The sequence below is a fragment of the Planctomicrobium mucosum genome (genome assembly GCF_051466335.1).
In the GTDB taxonomy this organism is placed as follows: Bacteria; Planctomycetota; Planctomycetia; order Planctomycetales; family Planctomycetaceae; genus Planctomicrobium.
This window is the reverse complement of the sequence record NZ_CP195793.1, coordinates 3648390-3660766: the sequence shown is the minus strand read 5'-3', so window position 1 is coordinate 3660766 and position 12377 is coordinate 3648390. Positions and strand designations below refer to the sequence as shown.

The 12377-nt window shown below is 52.6% G+C and carries 11 protein-coding genes; 6 read left to right on the top strand and 5 right to left on the bottom strand.

Going from position 1 to position 12377, the window contains the following annotated elements:
- The first annotated feature begins 105 nt into the window (after positions 1-105).
- From der to SH668x_RS14500, 6 genes are all read left to right on the top strand, one after another.
- Entirely contained in the window at positions 106-1587 is a 1482-nt protein-coding gene (gene der, locus SH668x_RS14525; RefSeq protein WP_437185787.1) for a ribosome biogenesis GTPase Der, read from the top strand.
- A 63-nt stretch (positions 1588-1650) separates the two neighbouring features.
- Entirely contained in the window at positions 1651-2388 is a 738-nt protein-coding gene (locus SH668x_RS14520; protein WP_437185786.1) for an NTP transferase domain-containing protein, read from the top strand.
- A gap of 164 nt (positions 2389-2552) precedes the next feature.
- A complete protein-coding gene (locus tag SH668x_RS14515; protein ID WP_437185785.1) occupies positions 2553-3176 on the top strand; it encodes a hypothetical protein in 624 nt (207 codons plus the stop codon).
- Positions 3177-3272: 96 nt separating this feature from the next.
- Positions 3273-4421, top strand: a complete 1149-nt coding sequence (locus SH668x_RS14510; protein ID WP_437185784.1) for a glycosyltransferase family 4 protein — start codon at positions 3273-3275, stop codon at positions 4419-4421.
- A 155-nt stretch (positions 4422-4576) separates the two neighbouring features.
- Complete coding sequence (locus SH668x_RS14505) at positions 4577-5773, top strand: GTPase family protein (RefSeq protein WP_437185783.1); 1197 nt, start codon at positions 4577-4579, stop codon at positions 5771-5773.
- Positions 5774-6184: 411 nt separating this feature from the next.
- Complete coding sequence (locus SH668x_RS14500) at positions 6185-7009, top strand: hypothetical protein (protein ID WP_437185782.1); 825 nt, start codon at positions 6185-6187, stop codon at positions 7007-7009.
- 105 nt (positions 7010-7114) lie between these two features.
- Here the strand turns inward: SH668x_RS14500 and SH668x_RS14495 are convergent, their stop codons facing one another.
- The 5 genes from SH668x_RS14495 to SH668x_RS14475 form a co-directional block, all read right to left on the bottom strand.
- Complete coding sequence (locus tag SH668x_RS14495) at positions 7115-8098, bottom strand: adenosine kinase (protein ID WP_437185781.1); 984 nt, start codon at positions 8096-8098, stop codon at positions 7115-7117.
- Positions 8099-8310: 212 nt separating this feature from the next.
- The gene (locus SH668x_RS14490; protein WP_437185780.1) at positions 8311-8640 is read right to left on the bottom strand and encodes a YkgJ family cysteine cluster protein; all 330 of its coding nucleotides are present in this window, start codon (positions 8638-8640) and stop codon (positions 8311-8313) included.
- Positions 8641-8847: 207 nt separating this feature from the next.
- Positions 8848-9882: a DUF1573 domain-containing protein gene (locus SH668x_RS14485; RefSeq protein ID WP_437185779.1), complete on the bottom strand. Its 1035-nt coding sequence runs from the start codon at positions 9880-9882 to the stop codon at positions 8848-8850.
- A gap of 457 nt (positions 9883-10339) precedes the next feature.
- On the bottom strand, positions 10340-11278 hold the full coding sequence (locus SH668x_RS14480; RefSeq protein WP_437185778.1) for a type II secretion system F family protein: 939 nt from the start codon (positions 11276-11278) through the stop codon (positions 10340-10342).
- 93 nt (positions 11279-11371) lie between these two features.
- A complete protein-coding gene (locus SH668x_RS14475; RefSeq protein WP_437185777.1) occupies positions 11372-12361 on the bottom strand; it encodes a type II secretion system F family protein in 990 nt (329 codons plus the stop codon).
- Between the last annotated feature and the right edge of the window lie 16 nt (positions 12362-12377).

The window sequence follows — 12377 nt, the reverse complement described above, 5'->3', positions numbered from 1 at the left end:
CAGTCGCTTTTGATTATCGCTGTCCGGGCGAAGAGGGTCAGGCTCTATCGAGAGACTGGCTTTGTACTGACACCGGATTGCAAGCAGTAGAAGTAGCAGTTGTCCATGCCTATCCCAAAGGTTGCCATTGTCGGTCGTCCCAATGTCGGCAAGAGTTCCATTATGAACTGGCAGGCGGGAAAGCTTGTCTCCGTTGTTGATCCAACAGCGGGGGTCACTCGCGACCGGGTCGAATACCTGATGCATCATAATGATCGGTATTTCGATCTCATTGATACCGGCGGGATCGGCATCGTCGACTCGGACGATCTCTCTGAAGACATCGAAAAGCAGATCAACTTCGCGATCGAAGAAGCAGACATGATTTTGTTTGTCGTCGACGGTCGAACTGGTCTGACTCCTCTCGACCGCGTGGTTTCGGAACGCTTGCGGAAAGTGCAGGTTCCCAAGCTGGTTGTCGTGAACAAGTGCGACTCAGTCAAAACAGACCTGGAGATGCATGAGTTTGAAGGGATCGCTGATGGTCCCATGATTCAGACCAGCGTCAAAGGGAACCGGCATCGCAAGGAACTCATGGATCAGCTTGTCGAATTGCTCCCTCCAGCGGAAGCAGACGAGAGCGAGTCTGGTGAGAGAAAGCAGACCGAACCAGAATTGAAGTTGGCGATTGTCGGCCGGAGAAATGTTGGCAAAAGTACCTTCATCAACGCGCTGGCTGAAACTGAACGCATGATCGTCAGCGAGATCGCGGGCACGACCCGAGACAGCGTCGACATTCGATTCGACCTCGATGACAAATCGTTCGTCGCGATTGATACCCCTGGGGTTCGCAAGCGAAAAAGCTTGGCCAATGACATCGAATACTATGGTCTCGTTCGTGCTCAGAAGAGTATCCGTCGCGCAGATGTTGTGCTGATGTTCTTCGATGCGACTCAGCAGATTTCTAAAGTCGACAAAAAACTCGTCGATGAAATCCTTGAGCGAAACAAAGCCTGTATCTTCGTCGTCAACAAGTGGGACCTGGGGCTCGATGGTGGGATGACCAGCGAGAAGTGGTCCGACTACCTCCTGAAAACGTTCGGAAGTCTCAGCCACGTCCCCGTGGCGTTCATCACGGCGAAAGACAGCCGCAATATCAAGCAGCTGATCAATCTCTGTCAGTCGATCTACAAGCAGTCTCGTGAGCGAGTCTCAACAGGGCAGCTGAATCGAATTATTGAACAGGCCTGTACTGAAAACGCTCCTCGCTATAAATCGAACAAGCGAGGGAAGATTTACTTTGCGACTCAGGTATCGACCGAGCCACCGGTGATCGTCCTCAAGTGCAATGATCCAGAACTCTTCGAGAAGAACTGGAAACGCTACCTCGTGAAACGCCTTCGTGAAGAGCTTCCATTTAAGGAAGTCCCGATCAAGGTGTACTTCCGCGGAAAAGCCGAAGGCGAAGATGAAGCGAAGCAAGGGGAGGTCACACACAAGCTGACGACCAAGCGAAAGAAAGCAAACTCCAGCAAGAGAAATGCGACCCTCGCGAAGCACAAGAAGCCTCGCAAGCCGGGGAATGCGAAACATCGCCGACCAGAATAAATGACGGGTTCGTTTTGAATTCCGTCTTGGAAAAAATCGTACCCACAACGACTGAGAAGCACGATGCCCGAAACAGTGGCCATTATTCTTGCTGCCGGCAAAAGCAAGCGCATGCAATCCGAGACCCCCAAGGTGTTGCACGAAGTTTGTGGACGTCCGATTGTGGAATACGTTCTCGACGCCGCCCGGGAAGCAGGAGCGACGCGGCTGATCCTCGTTGTGGGGCACAAGGCCGACGTTGTTAGACAGGCAATGCGGAACCATCCCGACGTCGAGTTTGCATTGCAGACAGAGCAGCTGGGGACCGGGCACGCGGTGATGTCCTGTCGTGACCAACTCGCGGGATTCGATGGTCAGGTGTTGATTCTGGCGGGTGATACTCCGCTCCTCAAAGGGAGTTCGTTGGCTCGGTTACTTCAGGAACGTCTGGCTGCGAACGCTGCCTGTGTGGTGGGGACCGCAACGACGGAGAACAACTTTGGATTGGGCAGGATCGTCCGCGACCAAGATGGAAAGTTCCTGCGGATCGTGGAACAACGTGATGCGACCCCTGAAGAGCAACTGATCACGGAGATCAATACCGGTTGCTTTGCGTTTGATTCCGTTTCGTTGTTCAAAGCTCTCGATCAGGTGCGTCCTGAAAATGCTCAAGGCGAGTACTATCTGACGGACTGTCCTGAAATTTTGAGTCGACAAGGAGAGCCGGTTCTGGCTGCCTGCACACTTGATATCGAAGAGGCTCTCGGGATCAATACGCAGGAACAACTTGCCGAAGTCGAAGCTGTCATGAAAAAGCGTTGAGTCTCGACGAGAGATCCCGCTTCTGGCACTCACGCTGGATGAGCATGCAAGAGATCGGAACTTCGATTGCCGATTCCATGCGCTGGATCGCCCGCTCAAACAATTGGCAACGAAGACTTTTTGGGTTGCCTCATCATTGACCACTGTTTTCGCGACGAGATGACATGAGTCTTCCTCTCTTTCAGCTGAATCCATCCACCGCTCAGTTCGATCAAATTGAAGAAGCGGTCTGGCTGGAGTTGGAGAGGGCAACGCAAGAGTTGACTCACGGTTGGCGATTGCCGATTTTGGGCACCGTTTTCGAGAATCGTCCGATACAACGGATCGTTGTCTTACGTGAAGTCGCGCGAGCATCCTGTCGAATCGATGCCTATACGGATGTCCGTTCACCGAAGGTGGATCAGATCCGGTTCAACCCGAGCGTGAGCTGGCTGTTTTACGACACCACATCCCGCGTTCAACTCTCGTTGGAAGGGGGGGCCACATTGCATGTTGACGATGCGACTGCGGATGAACACTGGCTTCGGGCAAACGTGACCAACCGTTTAGGGTACCTCGGGGTCGTTCCGCCCGGCTCGCGATCAGCTACTCCATCTGTGAACCTCCCTGCTGAATTGCAGGGACGCGTTCCGACGATGGAAGAAACTGAGACCGGGCGAGCAAATTTCGCTGTCATCAGTTGTGAGGTGACCGCGATGGATCTCCTGTTCATCAATCGAAGTGGGAACATCCGGGTTCGTTTGGAACGGTCAGGAAGAGATTGGCAAGGGTGTTGGCTGGAACCATAGCGTTCGTTAGTAATGTGTGCGGTCAATTTGAATTTGGTCTCTTCAGTGAAAACATAATCGGGTCGGTTTTGCGGATCTGAAACAGCAGGGGAATCTGTGCCGTTCGAGAAGGAAAGCTCCGTCATTCCACTGGGAGTGGCTTTCGAATATGGATCTATCAATGGTGGCGAGCGATCGATGCTTCTCGTGCTCGACCGTCTCATCGGGAACGGCATTTCACCCGTCGCAATTTGCCCCGCTGAATCACCACTGGAAATGGAACTCAAGTCTCGCAAAATCCCTTGTTTCAACTGGCCGGAGAATTCGCTTCAAACTGGAAGCGACGCGCAGCGAGAGCGGCTGACATCCTGGTTGCAACATGTGATCGCTCAGACCGGAATTCAGATACTCCATGCCAATAGCCTGACGATGGCGCGGAAACTCGGAACCATTTCTGATCAACTCGCTTGCACGGTGACAGGTCATGTGCGCGACATCATGAACATCGCTCCGAATGCAGTGAAGAGTCTTCAAAAGCTACAACTTGTGGCTGTTTCGGACGCGACTCGGAAGAATCTGATAAAGCAGGGGATCGCTTCGGATCGAGTTGTTCGAATTTACAACGGGATCGATGCATCTCGGTTTCAGCCGCGGAGTCGGACTGGCCGTTTGTTGATAGAGCTTGGTCTTTCGGAGACAACGAAACTCGCAGCCACTGTGGGGCAAATCTGTTTGCGAAAAGGACAGAATGACCTTGCCGAGGCAGCAGTCCTTCTGAAGGACAAATTGCCAGATCTGCATTTTGTGATCATCGGCGAACGGCACTCGACGAAGCAGGAAAGCATCGACTTCGAAGCGAATATTGAGCAGACATTCCAGCAGGTTGGGATCAGGCACCGGCTCCATCGCTTACCGTTTCGCGATGATATTCACGAGCTTTTGAATGAAGTCGACATTCTTGTGCACCCCGCACGGCAGGAACCGCTCGGTCGAGTGCTCCTTGAAGCAGCATTTTCAGGAGTATCCGTCGTTGCAACGAACGTGGGAGGAACTCAGGAGATCTTCACGAACGGCGACAACGCGGTTTTGGTTCCACCGGGCAATCCCGAACTCCTTTCCTCCGGCATTCTGAATCTGCTTCAGGACCCGGATCGGGCGGCGACACTCGGACGCAATGCCAGGACTGCGGTGCTGGAAAAATTCTCTGATGACGCCGCTGCGAGAAATTTGCTGCAATTCTGGCGGCAGCAACTGGTCGATTTATAACTCTGTGGCATGTAGCGTCACTATTCTGTTCACCTGCGGTGACTAGAATTGCAGTATCATCAATGATCAATTCGTCTGACTGTGACACTCGGTAGATAACACGAAACGGCATCGTCGAAAGTCTCTGAGTTCCTTTCCGGATTAAAAGCGAATCTATGTGGAATTCATTCAGAGACTGGTTCGAAAAACGTCCCGTTTCGCAGGACGAGCAGAATCTCAGAACCGAAGAACTTCTCAAACAGACCCCCGTTCCGTTGATCTGGCTGTTTGGAAAGACGGGAAGTGGGAAATCCTCCATCGTTCGCTACCTCACGGGGGTAGAAAGCGTCGAAATCGGGACTGGATTTCGACCGCAGACGCAATTTTCGTCGCTGTACGACTTCCCGACGGAATCTGAGCCCGTCATGCGATTTTTGGATACCCGTGGGTTGGGGGAAGTTGCTTACGATCCCCAAGACGATCTCGAGAAGTTCGGGCAGGAAGCACACTTGATGATTGTGGTCGTCCGGGCCATGGACCATGCGGTTGCGGAACTCGTCACGTCGCTGCGTCAGATTCGAAAGGAATCGCCTCATCGTCCGATCGTTCTGGCTCTGACGACGCTGCATGAAGCTTACCCCGGAGCACAGCATCCAGAAGTTGACACGTTTGGTGCCGGTCCGTTTCCACTCCCCGCTGAACTGAATGACGGATTGCGACGATCCATTTCGTTGCAATACGAGCGGTTTAAAGGGTTGTTCGATCGAGCCGTTCCAATCGATTTGACACCTGTGGAGGAAGGATTTCACGAGCCAAATTTTGGGGGAGAACGCCTGAAACTGGCGATTATGGAATCGTTGCCTGCTGCGTACCGTCAGACCTTCATTCAGCTCGAGGAACTGTCAGGTCCGCTCAAAGACAACATCTGGAAGCGGTCCATGCCTGTCATTTTGGGGACCAGCACGCTGGCAGCGACTGCCGGGGCCATTCCAGTTCCCTGGGTCGATATTCCTGTGGTCATCGGACTGCAATCTCATCTCGCTTACAAGCTCGCCAAGATTCACAATCAGAAACTCGATGCGAAGACGATTGCCCACGTCACCGGGGGGATCGGTGGAAGAATCGCAATGCGAATGGCAATCCGTGAGGGACTGAAATTCATCCCCTGGGTGGGGATGGCTGCGAATGCCGCTGCAGCTTTTGCCTATACGTTCGCTGGTGGGATGGTCTGGAACTGGTATTTCACCGAAGTCCGCGCTGGCCATATTCCGACGGAATCGGAACTTCGAAACATGTTTCGGGATCAGTTACAAAAGGCAGCAGCCTTGTGGAAGACATCTCATCAGAAAACGTCAGAACCGGAAATTCGCTAAAATTTCACTGAGTTCCCAAGCGGTTCTTGAGCGCTGGACAGGAATTTCCAGAGTCGGCAGGGCCGTCCAGCCGGTTTGGATTGGCTCAAAATTGAGTACTATAACCAGCTTAACCGGCAGTCTTCACAATAATTGCTATGAAACTGCTCGGGCGGGTGACTTCACTCATCGCGGATGGTGTCGGGATTCGAAACCATGATAATGATTAGGGAACAGTGTTTTCCTGTTTCGGGGAGGCCCTGTCGTTAAGAAGCGACAAATTCTGGACTGTCGCGGCAAGAGACGAGCTCACTTGCCCGTGATAGGGCGGGAAATGTTACAATAGGCAGGATATCACTGGCTGTGTGGCAGAACGGGGCAACCTGAATGGGGATTGCTCTCGATCGAATGCAACCACAAAAGGATCCACTCGTGCTTTCGTTCAAACTATCCCGATTGCGTTCTCATGTGCTGCTACCGCAATTCTGCGGCCTTTCCATGTTGGCAGCCTCGCTGGGGTATGCTTCCACAGCGGACGCGCAGATCACACGAGGGTTCGACAAGGTCGTGCCTGCTTTCGTTCCGACGGTGGAACTTGCCCGGCAATCCGACATCTGGATGATGGAAGTCCAGTTCAAGCCGATGCGTATGGTCTTTGTGGATCGCGTTGACCCGAATACCGGGGAAACGAGCAAAGAGCAGATCTGGTACCTCGCGTGGAGATCAATCGTTCGCAAGGTCGACAATCGCGAAGTTGACCCGACGCAGGCTGTGAACAAGCTGGATTCCCTTCCCGGGCCGCGACAATTCATTCCGGAATTCACACTGATCACCTACAGCGATCCGAAAACCGAAATTCCAAATCAGATCCTGCAAGATGAGATCATCGCGTCAGCAATGCGTGAAATCCGGACGATCGAGCGGGCTCCACTGTTGACTTCCGTTCAGGTCGTTCAGGATCTTCCGGCTGAGGTCGATCCAAAGGCTGAACAGCAACCTTGGATCTATGGGGCGGCGACTTGGCGCGGAGTGAATCCAGACACCCGTTTCTTCAAAGTGATCCTCGGTGGTTTCACGAATGAGTTTGAAGTGCGAGGTGAAGATGGTGATGAACATACCTGGCGAAAGGTGATCGTTCAGAAGTTCCGTCGTCCCGGAGATCGGTTCGATCCCAATCAGAGAGAATTCTTATTTGACGGAGAGTCAGCTTGGGTGTTTCAGCCTGACGCTGCCTCTGACGTTTCCGTCTCTGAGTAGCGGAAACAGCTGTCGCTGAAATCGAAAAAAGCCCGCATCCGATCATCAGGTTGCGGGCTTTTTTGGGGTTCAATTCTTCTTCACGAGGAAGTCGACTTTGGAGAGTTACTCCACGATCGCCTTGATTTCTTCCAGCGTAAATGGCTGCTTCAGGCGGGCTCCGAGTTGACTGACGACTCGGGACGCTGCATGGGATGCCAGTCGGCCAGACTGCTCCCAAGTGAGTCCATTCGTGATTCCATAGAGAATTCCTGCCGCGTACATGTCTCCTGCACCCGTCGTGTCGATGGCTTTGACAGGGATGCCCGGAATGTAGATCGATTCCCCTTCGTGCATGAGCAGGGAACCCTCTTCTCCCAATGTGAGAGCGACGTTTTCAGCGTGTTTGTGAATCTCTTTGGCGCATGCTTCTGCGTCGTGAAGTCCGGTCAGTGCACGGGCTTCTTCGAGATTGCAGAACAGCAGGTCAACGGGACCTTTGATCAAGTTCCAGAAGTCGTCTTTGTGGTACTGAATCAAAAACGGATCTGAAACGGTGAAGGCGACTTTGATTCCGTTCTTCTTGGCGAGTTGGATTGCGCGAAGTGCTGACTCCCGATTCGGGTCTCCTGTAAACAGGTAACCTTCGACGTAAACGTACTTCGAGTTTTTGATGGCTTCTTCGTCAACGTCCTCTGGCAGTAACGTTGAGGAAACAGCGAGGTTGGTCAGCATGGTCCGCTGTGCGTCATCGGTAATCAGAATGACGCATGTCCCGGATTGACCAGCGGCGGGTTGCACTTCGATGCTGACACCGCTGTTCCTCAGGTCACCCAGAAAGAACTCCCCGATGAGATCGTTACCGACTTTACCGGCGTAGGCAGCCTTTCCTCCGAACTCAGCGATTCCCATAATGGTATTCGCGGCTGATCCCCCGGCGCAGCGGGTGACCTGGTGGCCATCGATATGAGAAAGGACTTGTTCCTGAGCACCATCCTCGACGAGCGTCATGATCCCTTTCGAGTAACCAAGGGAGGCCAAAGTCTCATCGGAAACGTGTGCTTGAATATCGACCAAGGCGTTTCCGATTCCATAGACGTCGTAGCTCATGAATGACTTTCGAAGTTGATGAAAATAAGGCTCTTGTAGCTCTCAGTGGTAGTTTACCGGATTTTACAAAGAGAGAAACCGTTCGGAATTCAGTACTTGGTCAGTTCGAGTATCAGATGATCTTTCGATCGCCACTGACAGAGACTCTCAGGGAAGAATGACGAATTGCGACAAAGACTCTTGGTGCATCGCATCCCTTCCCCCTGGTGTGCTCATGTTTCAGAGTGACAGCCCGGATCAATCTGGTACTCAAGTCGCACGGCATAACAACTCGGGCTGTTCAGCTCGAAGTCCCGACAGGCGGTCGGGCGAATCTCGTAATGGCTGCAACGCAAAGTCGACTCATCGAACCACGGACATGGGCTGTCAGAGACTCGAAGACGAATTTCCCATGCCGGGAGAATTTCATCGACCAATTCTTGTGGCACGTTGCGAATCGCCAGTTCGTTGTACTCGTGATCGATTCGGTAAGGAGGAGCGCTCACGGTCCTGCAACAGGCACCACAGCCACCGCAGTCTTGAAGTACCTTGAGCTTCGACATCGATTGACCAGAAGAGCAGGGAGTAGCACGGGTATTGAATCGATGAATTTGAGCGTTTGTTAAAGCCGGACACGGTCAAATAAAAAATCCCGGTCGTGATCGTTCAACCGGGATCATTTCAATCAGTCGGCTCACTTTGGAGCGATGGCCACGCGCCGTTTGACGTCGTGTTCATTGAGGCAAGCCTCCTACATCGCTCGTGTCCGATTAGGGAACAACCACGCCGGTCGCGCTGCTGACCAACGGTTCAGGACGTCCTGCGATTGTAAACGTCAGGTTTTCAGTGAACTCACCGGGAGTGGATGGTGCAGTCACCTGAAAGGGAACGATATGGACTGTCTTGGCATCGGCACCGGGGCTTTTGACGCTCATGAGATCAGGGTGATCCGCTTCGATCTTTCCGATCGAGAATGGCCGTCGTCCACGAAGCACAACCCGGAATTCACGCACTTCACCCGCCTTCATCTGGCCGAGTTGATAGACTCCAGCGGGAGAAAAGACGATATCCGGCTCAACTGTTCCCAGTACAAGCACAGGAACTTCTGCGGAGTTGGCATCGTTGGTAATCAAATGGATTTGATCCTGAATTGTCCCCATCTTCGCATCGCTTGTCAGCACAACGGTCAGTTCGTAGCGAACTTGACCACTGCCTCGGAACACTTCTTTGAGGTCAGCCTGAATTGGAGCCCCTTCGGGAATTCGGATATTTGTGATTCCCCAGTCTTCGCGACCGGCGTAGGCGACGTCAAGTTTTCGGATTGCTTGCTGGCCGAGCTCGACAACGCCGAAATTGGCATTGCCTGGTTCAGGTGAGATGACGACATCGGAACGGATGTATGCCGTAATGGGGACACGAACAGTTTTCGTGCTGATCCCTTGTGGACCACGGAAGGTCAGTGTTACGTCGACGTTGGAGTCTTTGCGACGCATGAACTTCACTGTATTCATGACGATCTCGACGTCTGCAAACTCACCTGTTTTCAGCAGGGTCTTGTTCGGCTTGGCTGCGGTACAACCACAGGTCGTGCCTACGTTGTCGATGGTCACATCTTCTTCGTAGATGTTCTGAATTTTGAGGATCGCTCTGGTGTCTGCTCCGCGCGCGACGGTTCCAAAGTCATGCCGCAGTTCGGAGAACATGCGCGTGGCCCAATTTTCCTCTCCCTGCTGAGCTGAAACATCTGTTACCAGAACGCAGGTGAAAATTGCGGCTACGATACTGGTGAAGAGACGGCTATTCATGAAAATAATCGCTTTCCAGACTGGCGTAACACCAAGATTGGATCAAAGGTTTGAGATTGCGTCCCTGGCGACCCGGATGATCGCATCGTAATAAACAGACGGAGTTTTGAGCAAATTCGATTCCATTCTACGCAAAGATCGGCCTGTAATTTCAAGGAAATTACCGATCAATCTCGCTAGATTCTGGAAATCAAGAGACTCGATATTCAATACGCCTAAAAGAATGATGCCATTCTATCGACGCGCTGCGAGAACCAGAACCTGGAATTTGGGAGTAAAATGACGATTCGTCGTACCTGCTGTGTTTCAGGTGGGGTTCACAATGAATTTCTGATCCCCGGTGTCAGAATCCTCAACCTCTCCGTAACTCACAGAGTCGACGCGAATCGTCAATTTGGGATCGATCAGGCGACCTGAGTTGATCACTGCCGGAACCCAACACTCCACGAGACGAGTTCTACGTTTCGGTCAACAACTGGCGAATCATGACGATCGCTGCTGGCCCGACGAGAACAACGAAAATGCCGGGGAAAATGAACAACACGAGAGGGAAGATCATTTTTACTGCAGTCATCGCAGCTTTTTCTTCAGCAAGCTGACTTCTTTTAACTCTCATGCTGTCCGACTGAACACGCAGGGCTTGCGCGACGGACGATCCAAACTTGTCAGCTTGAATCAAAATCGCTGCCAGAGCTTTCACGTCATCGACGCCGGTCCGCACCCCCAGATCATGGAGGACCTCTCTGCGATTCCGCCCCATCTGCAACTGAAAGTTCGCTGTGCTGATTTCATCGCAGATATCCTTGGCTGAGTCACCGAGTTCTTCTGCGACTCTTCTCATTGCGGCATCCAGTCCCAAGCCCGCCTCGACGCAGACGACCAGCAGGTCAAGAGCGTCCGGAAGTGAGAGAAAGATTCGATCCTTCCGGGTCCACGCCATGAAGCTCAGCACGGTATCTGGAATGAACATCCCGAGAGCACATCCGACGCCCGCTGCGCAAAGACCTTCGAAGGTGGGGCCGAGAGTAAAGATTCCCACGCCACCCACGAGCACTGCACCGACACCCATTGACGCCATCTTGATGGCGAGAAACAGTGTGCTCGCATGTGGGGATGAATAACCGGCATTTGCCAGTTTGACTTTCAGTTTGTTCTCTTCCAGTTCGGTCTTCGGCTTGAGTGCCTGCGACAACGCAGGGGCTGCCTTTTTGAAGGCTGACCCGAGTCCGGTTTCAGTCTGGGGAGTTCCTCTTTGAAGCGGATCTTTCATGACCTGCAGACGCTCTGACACGCGGTCGTCGTCAGTGTTCCATGCGGACATGAAGGCCAGCACACCCAGTACAACTGCAATGAAAGCAGCCGCCGGGACGAGATATTGTAAAAGCGATGGATCCATTGGAAGTGGTCCGTCAATGTGTCAATAAAATTGAAAAATGAAATTCAAACAGCGACGCGCATCACTTGGAGAACCTTCCCCATGCTCTGCTCGTCACACTTTGATGTTGATGATCTTCTTGATTGTCACAGCACCCAGAATTTGCAGAACTACTGCTCCGGCAACCATCTGACGCCCCAGTTCATCCGTGAAGAGCAACATGACGTACTCGGCATTCAGGTACCAGACGGCAAAGAATAGTGCGATCGGCAATGCCATCAGCACGATTCCACTAATACGGCCTTCGCCGGTGAGTGCCTGGACCTGACCAAGGATTCGGAATCGCTCGCGGATAATGTGGCCGATTTTGTCCAGGATCTCTGCGAGGTCTCCCCCTGACTGCCGCTGAATCGCGACTGCCATTGCAAAAAACTTGTAGTCCATGTTCGGCATGCGGACATACAGATTTTTCAGTGCAACATCGAGCGGGATCCCCAGATTCTGTTCCTCGTAAGCGATGTTGAATTCTTTGGAGATCGGGTCGGGCAATTCGTCGACCACGACTTTGAGTGCGGCTGCCAGTGAGTGCCCGGAACGCAACGCACGGGCGATCAGTTCCATCGCCTCCGGTAGTTGCTTGCCAAACTTCTTAAACCGCTGGCCCCTCATATAAAGGAGCCAGCCCACAGGGAGAGCAGCAGCTATGATTGCAATGAGCGGATAGAAAGGAACGGCTATATTCGCGATGACCGCACCCAGAACACCGAACAGCGCCATTCCTCCCATGATCAGGAAGAAGGTTTCGGGTTTGATGTTGGTGTCTGCCTGTGCGAAGAGTAGTTTGAAATTCGCGAACCGTTCAAACAGCTTATACGAAAATGCTTTGAGCCCTTTGAGTCCTTCAGCACTGAGGACTTCACGGGTGACTTGCATCCCCTCAACTTGTCGGTGCGTTTTCTTGCCCGCCAATGCGTCCAGGCGTCCTTCAACGACGTTTTCTTTTGCTCCGTCGGCGAGGAAGACAATGGCGATGATCAGCCCAGTCACGCCGATGAAGGCGATCACAGAAGCTGCAAATGGTGATAGTGTCAGGGCAATCAACATGGTTTGACTTGTTATT

Bases quoted from the DNA above. Each gene is read 5' to 3' on its own strand.
- SH668x_RS14515 (WP_437185785.1), top strand. From the start codon at position 2,553: ATGAGTCTTCCTCTCTTTCAGCTGAATCCATCCACCGCTCAGTTCGAT.
- SH668x_RS14485 (WP_437185779.1), bottom strand. From the start codon at position 9,882: ATGAATAGCCGTCTCTTCACCAGTATCGTAGCCGCAATTTTCACCTGC.
- SH668x_RS14495 (WP_437185781.1), bottom strand. From the start codon at position 8,098: ATGAGCTACGACGTCTATGGAATCGGAAACGCCTTGGTCGATATTCAA.
- SH668x_RS14520 (WP_437185786.1), top strand. From the start codon at position 1,651: ATGCCCGAAACAGTGGCCATTATTCTTGCTGCCGGCAAAAGCAAGCGC.
- SH668x_RS14480 (WP_437185778.1), bottom strand. From the start codon at position 11,278: ATGGATCCATCGCTTTTACAATATCTCGTCCCGGCGGCTGCTTTCATT.
- der (WP_437185787.1), top strand. From the start codon at position 106: ATGCCTATCCCAAAGGTTGCCATTGTCGGTCGTCCCAATGTCGGCAAG.
- SH668x_RS14490 (WP_437185780.1), bottom strand. From the start codon at position 8,640: ATGTCGAAGCTCAAGGTACTTCAAGACTGCGGTGGCTGTGGTGCCTGT.
- SH668x_RS14475 (WP_437185777.1), bottom strand. From the start codon at position 12,361: ATGTTGATTGCCCTGACACTATCACCATTTGCAGCTTCTGTGATCGCC.
- SH668x_RS14505 (WP_437185783.1), top strand. From the start codon at position 4,577: ATGTGGAATTCATTCAGAGACTGGTTCGAAAAACGTCCCGTTTCGCAG.